This is a genomic window from Streptomyces sp. NPDC127092, assembly GCF_042722475.1.
Taxonomy (GTDB): domain Bacteria; phylum Actinomycetota; class Actinomycetes; order Streptomycetales; family Streptomycetaceae; genus Streptomyces.
This window is the reverse complement of sequence record NZ_JBHXFE010000003.1, coordinates 279,165-297,211: the sequence shown is the minus strand read 5'-3', so window position 1 is coordinate 297,211 and position 18,047 is coordinate 279,165. Positions and strand designations below refer to the sequence as shown.

Here is an 18,047-nt window from a genome sequence, read left to right as displayed (position 1 = left end):
CCGCACCCCTTTCATGTTGTCTTTGTTGCTCCTTCCTACAAGGGGGGACTTCGGTGGGGTCCGCCCACTGTGCCGGGCGCCGCGACCCCCCCACGACCGGCGGGACAGCCCTTGGCCCCGGTCCGCCGGACAGGCCCTACGGGAGAAGGCTGTCCAGCGGTACGGACGGGTCCGCCAGGGCCTCGGTGTCCACCTGCGCCCGGGAGCGGATGAGCTTCTGGATCGGGTCTGTGACGTCCCACACATTCACGTTCATGCCGGCGATCACCCGGCCCTCCTTGAGCCAGAAGGCGATGAACTCGCGCTTCCCGGCGTCGCCGCGCACCACGACCTGGTCGTACGAGCCGGGCGGCGCCCAGCCCGAGTACTCCATGCCGAGGTCGTACTGGTCGGTGAAGAAGTACGGGACGCGGTCGTAGGAGACGTCCTGGCCGAGCATGGCGCGGGCGGCGGCGGGGCCGCCGTTGAGGGCGTTGGCCCAGTGCTCGACGCGGATGCGGCGCTGCAGGAACGGGTGGTGGTGGGCGGCGACGTCGCCGGCCGCGAAGATGTCGGGGTCCGAGGAGCACAGCGACTCGTCGACGGCGACGCCGCCGCCGTCGGCGCGGTCGACGAGCGCGAGCCCGGCGTTCTCGGCGAGGGCGGTGCGCGGGGCGGCGCCGATGGCGATGAGGACGGCGTGGGCCGGGTGCTCCTCGCCGTCGTCGGTGCGGACGGCGAGGACCATGCCGTCCTGCCCGGTGATCTCGGTGAGCCGGGCGCCGAAGTGGAAGCGGACGCCGTGCTCGGTGTGCAGGTCGGCGAAGAGCTGGCCGAGCTCGGGGCCGAGGACCCGGTGCAGCGGCGTGGGGTCGGTCTCGATGACGGTGACCTCGGCGCCGTACGTACGGGCCGCGGCGGCGACCTCCAGGCCGATCCAGCCGGCGCCCGCGATGACCAGGTGGCCGTTGTCCCGGCCGAGGGCCCGCAGCTCGTCGCGGAGCCGCTCGGAGTGGGCGAGCCGGCGCAGGTGGTGGACGCCGGCGAGGGTGGTGCCGGGGACGTCGAGGCGGCGCGGCTCGGCGCCGGTGGCGAGGAGCAGCTTGTCGTAGCGGATGACGGTGCCGTCGCCGAGGCGGACCGTGCGGGCGTCGCGGTCGATCGCGGTGACGGTCTGGCCGAGGTGCAGCTCGACGTCGTGCCGGGCGTACCAGGCGGGCTCGTGGACGAGGACGGAGTCCCGGGTGTCCTTGTCGAGGAGGTAGCCCTTGGACAGCGGAGGGCGTTCGTAGGGGTGGTCGCGTTCGTCGCCGATGAGGATCACCCGGCCGTTGAACCCCTCGGCACGCAGCGTCTCCGCCGCCTTGGCCCCGGCCAGGCCACCGCCGACGATGACAAAGGTCTGATCTGCGTCGACCACGTTGATTCCTCCTCGTTGCGACCGGTTCCCTACGCTACGCCCCCGGGCCCGGCCGGGGCCGTTCCGCCTCGGGACGCCTCCGGGACGTGCATGCGAGGGTCCCGCACCGGCCCGGATGACGAAAGAGGGCGAACGGCCCCGTGCCTTGCCGCTAGCCGCGGGGGGTGCGGAGGCGGGCGTGGAGGGCGCGGGCGGAGGCGTCGGTGAGGGCGGCGATCTGGTCCACGATCACCCGCTTGCGGGAACGGTCGTCGGGCGCGCTGACGAACATGGCCCTGAACTGGGGTTCGAGCCCTTCGGGTGCGCGGGCGACGAGCGCCTCGGCCAGCTCGGCGACGACGATCCGCTGGTCGGCGCGCAGGGCCTCCTGCTCGGCGCGCTGCATCACGTACCGGTCGGCGACGGCCTTGAGGACGGCGCATTCGTTGCGGGTTTCGCGCGGGACGACCAGTTCGGCGCCGTAGCGGGTGAGGCGCCCCGACCCGTAGGCCTGGCGCGTGGCGCCCTCGGCGGCCAGGCAGAAGCGGCCGATGAGCTGGCTGGTGGCGTCCTTCAGCCGGGCCTGGGCGACGGCCGAGCCGTCGTAGCCGTGCGGCCACCACTCCTGGTCGACGAGCCGGTCGAGGGCGTCGGCGAGTTCCTGCGGGTCGGTGTCCTCCGGTACGTAGCGGCCGAGGGCGACCGCCCAGATGTCGGCGCGCTCGGGCTCGGCGAGCAGCATGTTGGGGTCGATGTGGCCGGCGTGCAGGCCGTCCTCGAAGTCGTGCACCGAGTACGCCACGTCGTCGGACCAGTCCATGACCTGCGCCTCGAAGCACTTGCGGTGCGCGGGCGCGCCGGCCCTGATCCACTCGAAGACGGGCAGGTCGTCCTCGTACACGCCGAACTTGTTCGACCCGGGGTCGGTGGGGTGGCCGCCGCGGGTCCAGGGGTACTTGGTGGCGGCGTCGAGGGCGGCGCGGGTGAGGTTGAGCCCGACGCTGTGCGGCTCGCCGGTGACGGGGTCGGCGATGAAGCGCTTGGGCTCGATCCGGGTCAGCAGGCGCAGCGACTGGGCGTTGCCCTCGAAGCCGCCGCAGTCCTTGGCGACGTCGTTGAGCGCCTGCTCGCCGTTGTGCCCGAACGGCGGGTGCCCCATGTCGTGGGCGAGGCAGGCCGCTTCCACGAGATCGGGGTCGCAGCCGAGCGCGGCCCCGAGCTCGCGCCCGACCTGGGCGCACTCCAGGGAGTGGGTGAGCCGGGTGCGGGGACTGGCGTCCCAGGCCTGGCTGCGGGTGCCGGGCGTGACGACCTGCGTCTTCCCGGCGAGCCTGCGCAGCGCGGCGGAGTGCAGGACGCGCGCCCGGTCACGCTGGAAGGCGGTCCGCCCGGGCCGTTTGTCGGGCTCGGCGGCCCAGCGCGCGGTGGCGTCGGAGTCGTAGCCGGGGGTGTCGGTGGCATTGCCGGTGCCGATGCCGGTGGCGGTGTAGGTGTCGTTGCTGTCGCTGTCGCTGTTGCCGTTGTCCTTGGGTTCCGTGATGCCTTCCATGCACCGAAGGTAACGGGCGGGACGGACAACTGGGGCAAGGACGCGACTCGGGCCGGCTCCGTCCCCGGATCACGGCCGGAACTCATGGGAGTAGAGGCCGCGTTCACCGACGGCGACGAGGCCCCGGCCGTCGGGCAGCCAGGCACAGGAGCTGAGCGGCGTCTCGGCGCGGATCCCGGCGACGGTACGACCGGCGGCGGCGTCCCAGACGCGCAGCATGGCGCCGGCGGTGGCGATCCACTTGCCGTCGGGGGAGACGGAGAGGCTGTTGACGGGGCCGTCCGGGTCGGTGAAGGAGGAGAGCGGGGTACCGGTACGGGGATCCCAGAAGCTGACCGTGCCGGTGGCGGAGGCGGTGAGGAGGCGGGTGCCGTCGGGAGTGACGGCCAGGGAGGTGATCAGGCCGTCGTACCGGAGGTCGACCGGCCGGTCGGCCGATCGCCGTCCCGCTCGGGGCCGGAACACCTGCACCAGGCTCTCGTCACGTGCCGGACCGGACCGTGGCCGGTGGCGCAGCACGGCCAGCCACGTGCCGTCGGGTGCGATGACGATGCCGTGCGGCCGGCCGTCGGCGCCCCACGGGCCGGGCAGGGTGGCGGTCCGCCGCTCCGAGGAACGGTCCCACAGCTGGAGCGAGCCCTCGGAGTCGACGACGGCGATCCACGTGCCGTCGGGGGCGAGAGCGAGGGCCTTCGCCGAGACGGTGCCGCCGAGCCGGAGGACGGTATGACCCGCCGCCGACGACGGATCGATGCTGCCGACCTCGACCCGGAACAGGTGGCCCACGGCGTACACACCTCCGCGTGGGTCGAAGGCAATCGGCCCGTCGTAGTGGCTCCCGTTCGGTGATGACAGCGGGTCCGTCCAGGTCTCGCCCAGCGGGTCGCAGAGCCGGATCCGTCCGTCGCGGTGCACGACGGCCAGCCGTCCGCCGCCGTCGACGGCGGTGACCGTCCGCATCCCCTCGGGGTCGCCGGACCCGACCCGTTCGGGCCCGGCGCTGTCCCAGACCTTGACCGTTCCGTCCTCGCCGGTGCTGATCAGCCGGTCGCCGCCGGGAACGATAGCGACGGCGTGGACACGGCCCGTATGAGCCGCGTAGCGGGCACGGCGCTCGCGCGTCCGCCGGTCCCAGACCGCGACGGTGCCGTCCTCGCCTCCGCTCACCAGCCACCTGCCGTCCGGTGACACCGCGACGGCGGTGACCGGCCCGTTGTGCGCGGCGATGCTCCACTCGTCGTGGGGCGGTCCCGCCTCACGGATCCGCAACGCGCCGAGTACGTCGCCGGAGACCGTCCACCTGCCGTCCCGCGCGATGGCGACGGCGCTCACCGCGGGGCCGACCATGGCGTTGTGCGGCTCCTGGTGGAGCAGGTCGAGGGACAGCGGCACGACGGCGCCCCGGCCATTGCCGATCACCAGCGCTTCGTGGTCCCGGGCGAAGGTCACGCAGGTGGGCTGCGCGACCTGCCACGGGGTGGCCGAGGCGAGGTGCTCCCCCGTGTCGGCGTTCCAGACGTCCAGGGCGCGGTCCGAGGCGAGGGTCGCGATGCGGGCGCCGGAGACCGCCAGAGCGCGCACCGAGGTCGCCCCGCGGCCTCCGACCGGCCCGAGGGTGAGCTTCGGCGGCGTGCCGCGGTGGGGTGACCAGAGCTGGACGGTGCGGCCGGGTCCGGCCGTCGCGATCACGTTGCCGTCCGGGGAGACGGCGAGAGCCCTGAAGCGGCCGGCGTCGCGTACGTCGAGGGTGAGCCGGCCGCCGCTCTCCGGGTCGAGTCCGCGGGCCATGCCGTCGTCGCCGATGGTCACGAGCGACGGACGGCCCGTTTCCGGGTCGGGCGTCACGCCCACGGACCACACGGGGCCGGTGTGGCCGAGGAAGGTGCGCAGGAGCGCCGGCTCGGGGAGGTCCGGCGGGGTGCGGCGGTTGATCAGCAGCGGCCGGGCCGCGATCTCGGGGTCGGCCTGCCGGCCGGCGATCCGGTCACGCCACAGCGGGAGCGAGGCCAGGCGGCTGTGCAGGACGTTCGTCAGGAGCTCGGGCGGGTCGGTGGGGGTGAGGAGGTGGGCGGTGCGGGTGAGGCCGTCGGCCAGGCGCGCCGCGATGTGGGTGGGGACGGTGGCCAGGTCCGCCCAGGGCGCCATGGGCCCGCGCTGGTGCAGCCGCGTCTCGATCCAGCGCAGGTCGCACGCGACGCGACCGGCCTCGACCGTCCGCCCGGCGGCGAGCAGATGCTCGACGGCATGGTCCAGGACGTAACCCCGGATGTCCTCGTCTGTCTCCCAGGGGACCGGTCCGACGGCGTCGGCGAGGGTGCCGTGCAAGGCCGTCGCGACCGGCTCGCCCAACTCCTTGTGCAGGTAGTCGCGGAGCACGTCGTGGATCGTGATCCGGCCGCCGAGCTCCGCGGTGAGCGAGATCAGGGACAGCCGGTCGAGCTCGCCGCACAGGGCGCGCGACTCGTGCTCGGCGAGGCTGCCGGTGGCCGCCCAGAGGCGGGCGACCAGCGGTACGGGGACGGACTCGTCCTCGGCGAAGACGGCGAGCTCCGCCAGGCGCCGCGGGCCGCCCTCGGGCAGCAGGGTCCTGGCCGCCTCGACGGTCGCGCGGACGGCCCGGGACCGCCGTGCGGGATCGTCCATGTCGAACGCGGCGTGGTCGGTGTCCACGGCGGCCGGCCCGTGGGCGCCGAGCACGCGCAGCGTCTCCGTCGCCGCGGCCGCCGGGTCCGCTCCGGTGGCGATCCGGCGGACGATCAGGCGGTTGGTGAGGCGCAGCAGCAGTGCCCAGCGGCCCGTGGCCTCCAGGAGGTCGCGCACCAGGGGCTCGGGGAGGGCGGGGAGTTCCCAGGTGAGGACGGCGCGGGCCTGGTCCGGTGACATCTGGTCGACCCGCACCCGCTCGGTGCCGCGGGGCAGTGCGCCGGGTACGCGGGTGGTGACGAGCCGTACGCAGCGGGCGCCGCCGCGCAGGAACGGTTCGAGCTGTTCGGCGTCCCAGACGTCGTCGAGGAGCAGCAGGGTGCGGGGCCGCTGGTCCAGGAGGCGGCCGAGGTGGTCGCCGGCGAGGCCGGGGTCGTCGAAGGCGGTGGTGTCGCCGGTGATGAACCGGGTGGCCTCGGCGACCTTCGCGGCGATGGCGGCCCGGCCGCGGACGTCGCGGCCGATCGTGACGGTGTAGATGCGGCCGCGGAAGTGGCGGCGGACGCGTGGGGTCGCGGCGACGGCGCGTGCCAGGACGGTCTTGCCGAAGCCGCCGGCGCCCTCCAGGGACGTGGTGATGGCGACCGTGCGGCCGCGGCAGACCGCCTTGACCGTACGGGCCCGTTCGGCGCGGTCGACCACCCAGTCGGGGACGGCGGGCTGGGCCGGCGGGGGCAGGTCCGTGGCCACGGCGCCGGTGCGTTCCTGGCGCCAGGCCAGGGCGACGGCCACGAGGACGGCGACGGCGGCGAGTCCGGCCACCCACCACCAGGGCTGCCGGCGGATCAGGTCGAGGACACCGGGCCAACGGTCCTCGGACGTCGCGGCGTTGGCCGCCAGTGAGGCCAACACGGCCACGGCCGCGGCGATTCCGGCCAGCGACACCCCTTTGACGGCACCGCGCACGCGTCAACCCCCCTTGTCCCGAGGGCCTGACGATAGCCAGCCGTGGGACGGAGGGTGACGGGATCCGGCCGTACGTGGCCGGGCTCACCGGGCGGCGAGGAGTTCCCGGTGCGGCGCGTGGGCCAGTGCCTCCTCGTAGCGGTGCACCACCAGGCGGGCCAGGGCCGGATGGGCGCCGAGCGGGGCGGCGGCGAGCCAGGGGGCGGCGGTGGCGGCGCGGGTGGCGAAGAGGCCCGGAGCGGTGAAGCAGGAGGCCACGGCGACGCGGTGGCGGCCGCGGGCGGCGAGCGCGCGGACGGCCTCGGGGACGGTGGGTGCGGCGGCGGAGGCGTAGGCGGGAACGACCGGCACTCCCCCGAGGCGGTCGCCGAGCCGGCCGGCGATCCGGCGGATGTCGGCGGCGGACTCGGGATCGCGGGAGCCGGCGGCGGCGAGGACCACTCCGGTGGCGGGCGAGGTGCCGTCCTCGGGCGTCCAGCCGGCCTCGGCGAGCCGGTCGGCGAGGGCCTCGACGAGCAGCGGGTGCGGGCCGAGGGGCTCGGCGATCCGGCCCCGTACGGCGGGCGCCGCGGCGAGCGCGGCGGGCAGGTCGTGCTTGACGTGGTAGCCGGGGGCGAAGAGGAGCGGGACGAGCACGGCGTCCCGGCCGGCGAGTCCGGCGAGGGTGTCGGTGAGCAGCGGCTCGTCGAGTTCGATGTGCGCGAGCCGTACGTCGAGCCCGGGGCGCAGCTCGCGCACCCGGTCGAGGAGCAGCCGGAGCGTGGCGGCGGCGCGGGGATTCCGGCTGCCGTGCCCGACGGCTATGAGGGTGGGTGCGGCGGGCCGTGCGGCGAAGGGCCGGACCCGCCCGAGCCGGTCGCCGGCCCGGCTGCCGATGCGCCCGAGCAGGCCGGCGGCGCTGCTGTCGCAGAGGGATTCCGGCTCGTACGTCGTCATGCGCCGATCCTGCCGGTGCCAGGTTGCCTGGCCGTTTCGCACGGGTCACGGGTGTTTGCCGCGGCCTCACGGCGGGACGGGCGGGGTCGTCAGGCCCGCACCCCTCCCGTACGTCCCGCTCACGCGTCCAGCCACACCCGCAGCGGGCCCAGCGGCTCGAAGCCCGCCGCCAGCGCCGCGTCCAGGTCGTCGCCCGCCTCGTAGCCGACGACCGGGAGGCCGGGGGCGGCCGCGGCGAGGGCGCCTGCCCAGGCATAGGAGGCGGGAGGACCGTCGGGGCCCTCTGCGCCGTCGGGGCCCTCGGGACCGTCGGCCGTGAAGAGGTTGGAGACGCCGGTGACGCCGGCCGACTCGGTGAGGACGGCGCCGCCGAGGATCCGTCCGTCGGCGGCGTGGCCGGCGACGATCGTGGTCGCCGGGTCGTCGAGGAGCGCGGGGCGGAAGAGCGCCGCCTCGTCCGCGTCGCCGCCGCTCCAGGCGAGGGCCCAGGCGGCGAGCTCGTCGGGAGTGCGGACGCGGCGCCAGTCGCCGGTGGCCGGCGGGGCCGGAAGGTCCGCGGGGCGGTGGATCCAGGACGCCTCGAAGAGCAGCCGGAAGCCCGCGGCGGCGAGGTCGAGGCGGGCGTGGCTGTCCTTGACGGACGCGCCGGGGGCGGTGCGGTCGATGCCGGTCAGGACGTCGTCCGCGGTGGCCTCCTCGGTGAGGGTGACGGCGTCCGGGTAGTAGAGCGGACCGCGGCGCGGGCTGGTCCAGGCCCGCGCGCCGAAGGCGCCGGTCAGGCCGTGGGCCCGGCACATGGTGTCGCACCAGTCGGCGTTGTTGCGGACGGCGGCGTCGAGGAGGAGGGCGGCATCGGTGATCACCAGCGGATCGTACGGATGTCGCACCCCTTTCCCTCCCCTCTTTTTTCGTTCCGAATCACGGAATATCTTTTCCGCTATGAGAATGTCCCCCGCGCCGCTCCCCCGACGCGTCCTCGCCGAGTTCACCGGCACCGCCTCCCTCGTCGCCGTCGTCGTCGGCTCCGGCATCCGCGCCGACTCCCTCAGCCAGGACATCGGTGTCCGGCTGCTCGCCAACGCCCTCGCCTCCGCCATCGGCCTCGGCCTGCTCATCGCCCTCATCGGCCCGCTCTCCGGCGCCCACTTCAACCCCGTGGTCACCCTCTCCGAGTGGTGGTCGCAGCGCCGCAGGGACGGCGGGCGCGAGGCCGTCGCCTACATCGCCGCCCAGCTCGCCGGCGCGGTCGCGGGCGCGCTGCTCGCCGAGGCGATGTTCGGGCGGGCACCCGGAGCGGTGCTGGCCACCGAACAGCGCGCCGAGCTCCACCTGCTCCTCGGCGAGGCCGTGGCCACCGCCGGGCTCGTGCTCGTCGTCCAGGGCCTGCGCCGCATCGGCCGGCCCTCGCTCGCCCCGGTCGCCGTGGCCGGCTACATCGGCGCGGCCATCTGGTTCACCTCCTCCGGCTCCTTCGCCAACCCGGCGGCCACCGTCGGCCGGGCCTTCTCCGACTCCTTCACCGGCATCGCGCCCGGCTCCGTGCCCGCCTTCGCCGCGGCGCAGCTGCTCGGCATGCTGATCGGGATGGCCCTGTCCGTACTGCTGTACGGAGACGATCGGGCCGCGAGCGAACCGCAGCCCGTCGAACAGCGTCGGACGGAGTGACGACTCCTTCCCCGACCACGGAGGTCCACCCCATGCGCGGCGTCCGCCTGCCCCGCCTCCCCCGCACCACCCGGGGGCGCCGCCGCGCCGTCCAGGCCGTGATGCTCGGCGCCGTGCTCGCCCTCGCCCCGGCCACCTGGATGCACCTCACCGCCGGGGACCGCCTGAGCACCGCCGCCGACGTGCCCGCGCAGGACGTCGCCGTCGTCTTCGGCGCCGGACTGTGGAAGGGCCGCCCCACCCCGTACCTCGCGCACCGGCTCGACACCGCCGCCGAGCTGTACCGGTCCGGCAAGGTCAGGGTCCTCCTCGTCACCGGCGACAACAGCCGCACCGAGTACGACGAGCCCAGCGCCATGCGCACCTACCTCGCCGCCCGCGGGGTCCCCGACGACAAGGTCGTCAGCGACTTCGCGGGCTTCGACACCTGGGACTCCTGCGTCCGCGCCAAGAAGATCTTCGGCGTCGACCGGGCCGTCCTGGTCACCCAGGACTTCCACATCAAGCGGGCCGTCGCCCTGTGCGGCGCGGCCGGCGTCGAGTCGTACGGCGTGGGCGTCGCCGAGCCGCACGACGCCACCTGGTACTACGGCACCACCCGCGAGCTCGCCGCCGCCGGGAAGGCGGCCCTGGACGCGGCCCTGCGGCCCGACCCGCACTTCCTCGGCGAGCGGGAGAACGGCGTGACGAAGGCCCTGGCCTCACCCGCCGCCGGCCGCTGACCTGAGCGCATGGCACCGTGCCCGTAATGCGGCGCGACCCCGCCCGTAACACGGGCGAGACATCCTCGGTCCATGTCAGAGGTCACCACCGCCGCCGCCGTCCCCACGCACTGCCCCTACTGCGCCCTCCAGTGCGGCATGAACCTGCGGCCCGCAGCCTCGGAAGAGCTGCCGGCCGAGGTGGTCGACCGCACCGACTTCCCCGTCAACCGGGGTGCGCTGTGCGGCAAGGGCCGCACCGCACCCGCCGTGCTCTCCTCCCGGGTCAGGCTCACCGAGCCCCTGGTCCGTTGCCCTGACACAGGGGCGCTGAAGCCCGCCACCTGGGAGGAGGCCCTGTCCGCCGTCGCCGAAGGACTGCACCGCACCCGCGCCGACCACGGCTCCGACGCCGTGGGGGTCTTCGGCGGCGGCGGCCTCACCAACGAGAAGGCGTACACGCTGGGCAAGTTCGCCCGGCTCGTCCTCGGCACCTCGCAGATCGACTACAACGGCCGCTTCTGCATGTCCTCCGCCGCGGCCGCCCACCAGCGGGCCTTCGGCCTCGACCGGGGACTCCCCTTCCCCCTGGAGGACATCCCGAAGACGGGCTGCGTGATCCTCGTCGGCTCCAACCTCGCCGAGACCATGCCGCCCGCGCTGCGCTACCTCACCGAGCTGAAGGAGAACGGCGGCAGGCTGATCGTCGTCGACCCGCGCCGCACCCGCACCGCCGAGCAGGCCGACCTCCACCTCGCCCCGCGCCCCGGCACGGACCTGGCGCTCGCGCTCGGCATGCTGCACCTCGTCGTCGCCGAGGGCCGGGTCGACGAGGAGTTCGTCGCCGCCCGCACCGAGGGCTGGGAGGCCGCCCGGGCCGGCGCCATGTCGCACTGGCCCGAGCACGTGGAGCGGATCACCGGCGTCCCGGTGCCCCGACTCCGCGAGGCGGTACGGATGTTCGCCGAGGCGGAGACCGGCATGGTGCTCACCGCGCGCGGCCCCGAGCAGCAGTCCAAGGGCACCGACACCGTCGGCGCCTGGATCAACCTGTGCCTGGCCACCGGCAAGGCCGGCCGGCCGCTCAGCGGCTACGGCTGCCTCACCGGCCAGGGCAACGGACAGGGCGGCCGCGAGCACGGCCAGAAGGCCGACCAGCTGCCCGGCTACCGCAAGCTCGACGACCCGGCCGCCCGCGCGCACGTCGCCGGGGTGTGGGGCGTCGACCCCGACGTGCTGCCGGGGCCCGGGCGCAGCGCGTACGAGCTCCTCGACGCCCTCGGCGGCGAGGTGAAGGCCCTGCTCCTCATGGGCTCCAACCCGGTCGTCTCCGCGCCGCGCGCCGCGCACGTCGAGGAGCGGATCCGCTCCCTGGACTTCCTGGCCGTCGCCGACGTCGTGCTGTCCGAGACCGCCGAACTCGCCGACGTGGTCCTGCCGGTGACCCAGTGGGCCGAGGAGACCGGCACCACCACCAACCTGGAGGGCAGGGTGCTGCTGCGCCGCCGCGCCCTCACCCCGCCGCCCGGCGTCCGCAGCGACCTGGAGGTGCTGCACGGGCTCGCGGCGCTGCTCGGCTGGGAGAAGGGCTTCCCGACCGACCCGGAGGAGGTCTTCGGGGAGCTGCGGCGCGCCTCGGCGGGCGGGCCCGCCGACTACTCGGGCATCAGCTACCGCCGGATCGAGGACGAGCAGGGCGTGTTCTGGCCCTGCCCGGAGACCGGGTCGGGCGAGCCTGACCACGCCGGCACCCCGCGGCTCTTCCTCGACCGCTTCGCCACGCCCGACGGGCGGGCCCGGTTCGTGCCGGTCGTGCACCGGGCGGCGGCGGAGGAGACGGACGCCGAGTACCCGGTGGTCCTGACGACCGGCCGGGTCGTCTCCCAGTACCAGTCGGGCGCGCAGACCCGGCGGGTCGCCGAGCTGAACGCGGCCGCGCCCGGCTCCTTCGTGGAGCTGCACCCGCGGCTCGCCGAGCGGCTCGGGGTCGACGACGGGCAGCCCGTCGCGGTGGTCTCGCGGCGCGGCCGGGCGGTGGCACCGGCCCGGATCACGACGGCGATCCGCCCGGACACCGTCTTCATGCCCTTCCACTGGCCCGGCGAGGGCCGCGCCAACACGCTGACCAACCCGGCGCTCGACCCGGTGTCGCGGATGCCGGAGTTCAAGGTGTGCGCGGTCCGCCTGGAACGCGCCTGAACCAGTCGCCGGACGCGATGACCGGCCCGAGCGGCGCACCGGGCGCGGCGACGTAGACCCAGGCGCGTACGGCCGCCCCGTCGCGCGTCCGCAGCGTCTCGCGGGCGGTCCGCTCGTAACCGGCGGGCAGCTCCACCCGGTCGAGCACGCCGAGCAGTTCGCCGTACGTGCCGGGCGCGGCGGTCACGAGGGTGCCGGTCACCCGGCCCTCGCCGGGGACGGCGTACGGATAGCCCGGCCCGTCGTGCAGCAGCGCCCCGGGCAGCACGGCGTCCTCCTCGGCGCCGGTACGGCCGAGCAGGAAGCGGTCGTGGTTGTACGCGCCGGGACGCAGCGTCCCGTACACGAAGAACGGCAGCTCCTCGGTCCTCATGGGGCGGGCGTGGTCTCCTGCTCGACCCAGGCCGCGTAGTCCGCGCTCACCCGGGCGACGGGGGTCGCGAGGATCTCGGGGGTGTCGTAGTCGTGGGCGGCGAGGAGATGGGCTTCGAGGGCCGGGTAGCGGGCCTCGGTGGTCTTGAACGCCACCTGCCACTCCTCCGCGGTCTCGACCGCGCCCTGCCAGCGGTAGACGGAGGTGACCGGCCCGGTGATCTGCGCGCAGGCGGCGACCCGGGCCTCGACGGCGCCGCGCGCCAGGGCCTCGGCCTTGGCGCGGGCGTCGGTGGTGGTGAGGACGGTGAGGATCACGCGGCCACGCTATCGAACTGTGCCGCGTGCAGCCGGGCGTAGGCGCCGCCGGAGGCCAGTAGCTCTTCGTGGGTGCCCTGTTCGACGATGGAGCCGTTCTCCATGACCAGGATGACGTCGGCGTCGCGGATGGTGGAGAGGCGGTGGGCGATGACGAAGGACGTGCGGCCGTGGGCGAGGCGGGCCATGGCCTTCTGGATGAGGACTTCGGTGCGGGTGTCGACGGAGCTGGTGGCTTCGTCGAGGACGAGGATGACGGGGTCGGACAGGAAGGCCCGGGCGATGGTGATGAGCTGTTTCTCGCCGGCGCTGACGCCCGCGCCCTCGTCGTCGATGACGGTGTCGTAGCCGTCGGGGAGGGTGCGGATGAAGCGGTCGGCGTGGGCGGCCTTCGCGGCTTCCTCGATGTCCGCCCGGGTGACTTCGCGGGTGGCGCCGTAGGCGATGTTGTCGGCGATGGTGCCGCCGAAGAGCCAGGTGTCCTGGAGGACCATGCCGATGCCGGTGCGCAGGTCCTCGCGGGTCATCTTGGCGATGTCGACGCCGTCGAGGGTGATGCGGCCGCCGGTGACCTCGTAGAACCGCATGAGGAGGTTGACGAGGGTGGTCTTGCCGGCGCCGGTCGGGCCGACGATCGCGACCGTGTGGCCCGGCTCGACCGCGAGCGACAGGTCCTCGATCAGCGGCTTGTCCTCCTCGTACCGGAAGGACACCTTCTCGAAGGACACGCGGCCGGAGGCGCGGCCGGGGGTCTTCTCCGGGCGGTCGGGTGCTGCCGGGTCCGGGGTCTCCTCCTCGGCGTCGAGGAGGGCGAAGACCCGCTCCGCGGAGGCCACTCCGGACTGGAGAAGGTTGGCCATGGCGGCGACCTGGGTGACGGGGCCGTTGAACTCGTAGCCGTACTGGATGAAGGCCTGTACGTCTCCCACGCTCAGGCTGCCGCTCGCCACCCGCAGACCGCCGAGCACGGCGACGACGACGTAGGTGAGGTTGCCGACCAGGGTGAGGGCGGGCTGGATGAAGCCGGAGACGAACTGGGCGCGGAAGCCCGCCCGGTACAGCTCCTCGCCGAGCTCGTCGAAGCGGGCGACGGCCTCCGCCCGGCGGCCGAAGGCGACGACCTCGGCGTGGCCGGTGATCATCTCCTCGACGTGGCCGTTGAGCCGGCCGGTGACCGACCACTGCTTCACGAACTGCGGCTGGGCGCGGCGGCCGACGAAGCCCGCGACGCCGACCGAGACGGGCACGGTGCCGAGGACCACGAGCGCGAGCAGCGGCGAGATCCAGAACATCATCACGAGCACGCCCACGAGCGTGAGCAGCGCCCGGATCATCTGGCTGAAGGCCTGCTGGAGGGTCTGGACGACGTTGTCGATGTCGTTGGTGGTGCGGGAGAGCAGCTCGCCGCGCGACTGGCGGTCGACGTGGGACAGCGGCAGCCGGGACAGCTTGGCCTGGGCGCGGGCCCGCAGCCGGTGGCCGGCCCGCTGGACGACGGTGGTGGCGAGCCGCTGCTGCAGCCAGATGAGGACTGCGGCCCCGGCGACGACGGCGGCGGAGGCGGCCAGGGTCCGGCCGACGGCCCCGAAGTCGACGCCCCCGGGCGTGCGGGCGCCGGAGACGACGAGGTCGGTGGCGTCGCCGAGGATCTTCGGCGAGAGGACGTTGAGGGCGACGGCGAGGGCCGCGGCGGCGAGTACGGCGAGGAGCAGCGGGCGGTCGGGCGTGAGGACGCGCAGCAGGCGCAGGCCGGAGGCGCGGAAGTCCAGGGAGCGTTCGAGGGCGGGCGTGGCGAGGCCGGGGCCGCGCTGGGCGGCGGCGGGTCCGAGGCGGGCGGGGGTGCGGTCGGGGGCCGCCCGGCCGGTTCCGTGCCCGGACGCCGCCTCGCCCGAGGCCGGCCGGCGGGAGGCGGCGGAGGGGGCGGTGTCGTCCGGTCCGGCCTTCCTGGCGGGAGCTGAGGTGGTCATGCCGCGGCCTCCTCGTGGGGCGCGTCGGTGAGTTGGGAGCGGACGATCTCCTGGTACGTCGGGTTGTCCGCGAGCAGTTCGGCGTGGCTGCCGGCGCCGACGACGCGGCCCCGGTCGAGGACGACGATCCGGTCGGCGTCGCGGACGGTGGAGACCCGCTGGGCGACGATGACGACGGTGGCGTCGGCGGTCTCGTCGGCGAGGGCGGCCCGCAGCCGCGCGTCGGTGGTGTTGTCGAGGGCGGAGAAGGAGTCGTCGAAGAGGTAGATCCGGGGCCGGGCGACGAGCACCCGGGCGATCGCGAGCCGCTGCCGCTGGCCGCCGGAGAGGTTGGTGCCGCCCTGGGAGACGGGCGCGTCGAGGCCGTCGGGCAGCGCCCGGACGAAGTCGGCGGCCTGGGCGACGCCGAGCGCGTGCCACAGCTCCTCGTCGGTGGCGTCCGGTCTCCCGCAGCGCAGGTTGCTCGCCACCGTGCCGGAGAAGAGGTACGGCGCCTGCGGGACGAGTCCGACCGTACGGGCGAGCAGGGTCGGGTCGAGGTCGCGGACGTCGGTGCCGCCGACGGTGACCCGGCCGCCGGTGGTGTCGTGGAGCCGCGGGACGAGGCCGAGGAGGGTGGACTTGCCGCTGCCGGTGGAACCGACGATCGCGGTGGTGCGGCCGGGGCGGGCGCTGAGGGTGATGTCGGTGAGGACGGGTTCCTCGGCGCCGGGGTAGCGGAAGCCGACGCCGTCGAGGTCGAGCCGGCCGGGGTCGCCGGCGGGCGGCAGGGGCGCGGCGGGCGGGGTGACGGAGGGCGTGGTGTCGAGGAGTTCGCGGACCCGTTCGGCGCTGACCTCGGCGCGGGGCATGTGCAGGAAGAGGAAGGTCACCATCATCACGGACATGCCGATCTGGAGCAGGTAGCCGAGGAAGGCGACGAGCGCGCCGGGCTGCAGGGCGCCGGAGTCCAGGCGGTGGGCACCGGTCCAGACGAGGCCGATGGTGGTGGCCTGCCAGACGACGAGGACGACCGGGTACATGACGGCCTGCAGCCGGCCGGCGCGCAGGCCGACGTCGAGCAGTTCGCCGTTGGCGGCGCCGAAGCGGCGCTGCTCGTGCCGGTCGCGGACGAAGGCGCGGACGACCCGGATGCCGGTGATCTGTTCGCGCAGCAGCCGGTTGACCCGGTCGAGGCGTCGCTGCATGCCGCGGAAGAGCGGCCGCATGCGCAGCACGACGGCACCGACGGAGCCGGTCATCACGGGGACGAAGAGCAGCAGGACGAGGAAGAGCGGCACGTCCTGGCGCAGGGCCATCACGAGCCCGCCCACGCACAGCAGGGGCGCGGCGACCAGCATGGTCAGGACCAGGACGGTGAAGGTCTGGATCTGCTGGACGTCGTTGGTCGTGCGGGTGATGAGGGACGCGGTGCCGAAGCGTGCGGTCTCGCGGGCGGAGAAGTCCTGGACCCGGCGGAAGGCCTCGGAGCGCAGGTCGCGGGCGATGCCCAGGGCGATCCGGGCGCCGGTGTACGTGGCGGCGGCCGCCGCTGCGGCCTGGAGCAGGGTCACGGCGAGCATCAGGCCGCCGCCGGACAGCACGCGGCCGGTGTCGCCGCGCAGGACGCCTTCGTCGATGACGCCCGCGTTGAGCGCGGGCAGGGTGAGGGAGGCGAGGCTCTGGACGAGCTGGAGCAGGACGAGGAGCGCGAGCGCCGGCCGGTGGGGGCCGAGCCAGGTGAGGACGAGTCGCAGCAGCATGGCGGTGCCTCCCGGTCAACCGGCGTACGGGCGGACGGACTTGGCGTCCTTCAGGGCGCGGGCCCACCAGGCGAGCTGGTCGAGCATGGTCTTGGCGGCGGTGTCGGGGCCGGTCGGGTCCACGGGCCTGCCGTCCGCGTCGAAGCGGCTTTGGGCGGAGTGGAAGGAGACGGTGTCGCGGACGGTGACGGCGTGCATCTCGGCGTAGATCTGGCGGAGCTGCTCGACGGCGCGCAGGCCGCCGGAGATGCCGCCGTAGGAGACGAAGCCGACGGGCTTGGCCTGCCACTCGCCGAAGTGCCAGTCGATGAGGGACTTCAGGGCGGCGGGGAAGGAGTGGTTGTACTCGGGGGTGACGACCACGAAGGCGTCGGCGCCGGCGAGGACCGGGCTCACCCGGTCGAGCTCGGCGCGGACGGCGGGGCCCGGCCGGTACGAGAGGGCGGTGGGCAGGTCGACGTCGGCGAGGTCGAGGACGTGGGTGGTGAAGTCCTCGCGCTGGGCGGTGCGGGAGGTGAACCAGTCGGCGACGACGGGGCCGAAGCGGCCGTCGCGGTTGCTGGCGACGATGACGGCGAGGTCCAGCGGGGGCGCGGGCGCCGCCGGAGCGGCGGCGGGGGTGGAGGTGGCGGCGGAGTTCGTGGTGTCCATGTCGAGGATCTTGAGACCTCAAGTTCACTTGAGGTCAAGCGGCGATTTCCGGCCCTTCGCGCCGCCGCCGGTCACCCGTTCGGCACGGACCGTCAGCTGACGCCTCGTAACCCGCCCTGACCTGCGAAAACGCCGGGATTCCAGGCGACGCGCCGCACCGGACGGACTAATTCTGATTCCCCATCAGCAGGCGCCGGGCGCGTACACGCATTTACCTCGGTCCTACGGAAGCCCCTTTCCGGAAGACCGTCCGCGCGCCACGGAGGCCCCCATGCGCCGCACCCCTGTCCCCCTTCTCACCGGAACCGCGCTGGCCGTCGTCGCCCTCGGCGCGCTCGCCTCGCCCCTGGCCCACGCGAACGGCGACCCGCAGAACGAGCCGCGCAAGGACTCGCACCACGACTCGCAGTCGCTGGAGGTCTTCCCCTCCTCCGCCGACCCGGGCACCACCGTCACCGTGAACACCCTCGCCTGCGGCAAGCACGGCCACGGCGTCGGCGACGCGAACTCGCTCGGCGCGGGCGAGTTCCAGCTCAACCCCAGCACGCACAAGGAGGTCGTGGTCGGCCAGTTCACGGTGCCGCACCACGCCAAGGCCGGCACCTACTGGATCAGCGTGGCCTGCGACAACGGCAAGACGGCCCGCGGCGAGCTCGTCGTCAAGCACAAGAACCCCAGCGGCCACGTGCGGACCGGCATCGGCGGCAGCGTGGGTCCCGACCACACCCAGGTCGCGGCGGGCGCGGCGGTGCTGGCCGCGGCCGCCGTCGGCGGTACGTGGCTCCTGCGGCGCCGGGCGAGCGGCGCGCAGGACGGCTGACCGTACCGCCACCGTCCTGGCCCCCCCGCGCGCCCCCCACAGCCCGGCGGGGGGGGGAAAACAAAGAACAAACCAAAAGGAGGCACACCCCCTAGCAACCACAACAAAGGATGGGGGATCGCCACCCCCGACTGCGTGGG

Annotated in this window: 14 protein-coding genes; 4 read left to right on the top strand and 10 right to left on the bottom strand. The window is 74.5% G+C overall.

Annotated elements, in window-relative coordinates; translation table 11 throughout:
- Positions 1-136 precede the first annotated feature (136 nt).
- From ACFWJO_RS04430 to ACFWJO_RS04410, 5 genes are all read right to left on the bottom strand, one after another.
- Positions 137-1,399 (bottom strand): NAD(P)/FAD-dependent oxidoreductase, encoded by a 1,263-nt coding sequence (locus ACFWJO_RS04430; protein ID WP_386863313.1) that lies wholly within the window; start codon positions 1,397-1,399, stop codon positions 137-139.
- A gap of 151 nt (positions 1,400-1,550) precedes the next feature.
- Complete coding sequence (locus ACFWJO_RS04425) at positions 1,551-2,927, bottom strand: deoxyguanosinetriphosphate triphosphohydrolase (protein ID WP_386863312.1); 1,377 nt, start codon at positions 2,925-2,927, stop codon at positions 1,551-1,553.
- A gap of 69 nt (positions 2,928-2,996) precedes the next feature.
- On the bottom strand, positions 2,997-6,536 hold the full coding sequence (locus tag ACFWJO_RS04420; protein WP_386863311.1) for an NB-ARC domain-containing protein: 3,540 nt from the start codon (positions 6,534-6,536) through the stop codon (positions 2,997-2,999).
- An 84-nt stretch (positions 6,537-6,620) separates the two neighbouring features.
- Entirely contained in the window at positions 6,621-7,472 is an 852-nt protein-coding gene (locus ACFWJO_RS04415) for a sirohydrochlorin chelatase (RefSeq protein WP_386863310.1), read from the bottom strand.
- Between the two features lie 119 nt (positions 7,473-7,591).
- Entirely contained in the window at positions 7,592-8,269 is a 678-nt protein-coding gene (locus tag ACFWJO_RS04410) for a hypothetical protein (RefSeq protein ID WP_386863324.1), read from the bottom strand.
- Positions 8,270-8,411: 142 nt separating this feature from the next.
- On the opposite strand from ACFWJO_RS04410, the gene ACFWJO_RS04405 reads away from it, so the two are divergent.
- From ACFWJO_RS04405 to ACFWJO_RS04395, 3 genes are all read left to right on the top strand, one after another.
- On the top strand, positions 8,412-9,137 hold the full coding sequence (locus tag ACFWJO_RS04405; protein ID WP_386863309.1) for an aquaporin: 726 nt from the start codon (positions 8,412-8,414) through the stop codon (positions 9,135-9,137).
- 32 nt (positions 9,138-9,169) lie between these two features.
- Positions 9,170-9,859, top strand: coding sequence for a vancomycin high temperature exclusion protein (locus ACFWJO_RS04400; protein WP_386863323.1), 690 nt, complete (start codon positions 9,170-9,172; stop codon positions 9,857-9,859).
- Positions 9,860-9,931: 72 nt separating this feature from the next.
- Positions 9,932-12,037, top strand: a complete 2,106-nt coding sequence (locus ACFWJO_RS04395) for a molybdopterin oxidoreductase family protein (protein ID WP_386863308.1) — start codon at positions 9,932-9,934, stop codon at positions 12,035-12,037.
- Here the strand turns inward: ACFWJO_RS04395 and ACFWJO_RS04390 are convergent.
- Genes ACFWJO_RS04390 through ACFWJO_RS04370 form a run of 5 tightly spaced genes read right to left on the bottom strand, consistent with a single transcriptional unit; the run spans position 12,003 to position 17,087 of the window.
- The gene (locus ACFWJO_RS04390; protein ID WP_386863307.1) at positions 12,003-12,410 is read right to left on the bottom strand and encodes a gamma-glutamylcyclotransferase family protein; all 408 of its coding nucleotides are present in this window, start codon (positions 12,408-12,410) and stop codon (positions 12,003-12,005) included. The genes ACFWJO_RS04395 and ACFWJO_RS04390 overlap by 35 nt on opposite strands.
- Positions 12,407-12,727 carry a divalent-cation tolerance protein CutA gene (gene cutA / locus ACFWJO_RS04385; RefSeq protein ID WP_386863306.1) on the bottom strand — a complete coding sequence of 107 codons (321 nt, stop codon included), beginning with the start codon at positions 12,725-12,727 and terminating at the stop codon, positions 12,407-12,409. The genes ACFWJO_RS04390 and cutA overlap by 4 nt, the downstream gene beginning before the upstream one ends.
- The gene (locus ACFWJO_RS04380) at positions 12,724-14,694 is read right to left on the bottom strand and encodes an ABC transporter ATP-binding protein (protein ID WP_386863305.1); all 1,971 of its coding nucleotides are present in this window, start codon (positions 14,692-14,694) and stop codon (positions 12,724-12,726) included. Before ACFWJO_RS04380 ends, cutA begins: the two co-directional genes overlap by 4 nt.
- On the bottom strand, positions 14,691-16,436 hold the full coding sequence (locus ACFWJO_RS04375; RefSeq protein ID WP_386863304.1) for an ABC transporter ATP-binding protein: 1,746 nt from the start codon (positions 16,434-16,436) through the stop codon (positions 14,691-14,693). The genes ACFWJO_RS04380 and ACFWJO_RS04375 overlap by 4 nt, the downstream gene beginning before the upstream one ends.
- A 15-nt stretch (positions 16,437-16,451) precedes the next feature.
- Positions 16,452-17,087, bottom strand: coding sequence for an NADPH-dependent FMN reductase (locus ACFWJO_RS04370; RefSeq protein ID WP_386863303.1), 636 nt, complete (start codon positions 17,085-17,087; stop codon positions 16,452-16,454).
- Positions 17,088-17,358: 271 nt separating this feature from the next.
- Here ACFWJO_RS04370 and ACFWJO_RS04365 point away from each other — a divergent pair, with 271 nt between their 5' ends.
- Positions 17,359-17,907, top strand: coding sequence for a hypothetical protein (locus tag ACFWJO_RS04365; protein WP_386863302.1), 549 nt, complete (start codon positions 17,359-17,361; stop codon positions 17,905-17,907).
- The last annotated feature ends 140 nt before the right edge of the window (positions 17,908-18,047 follow it).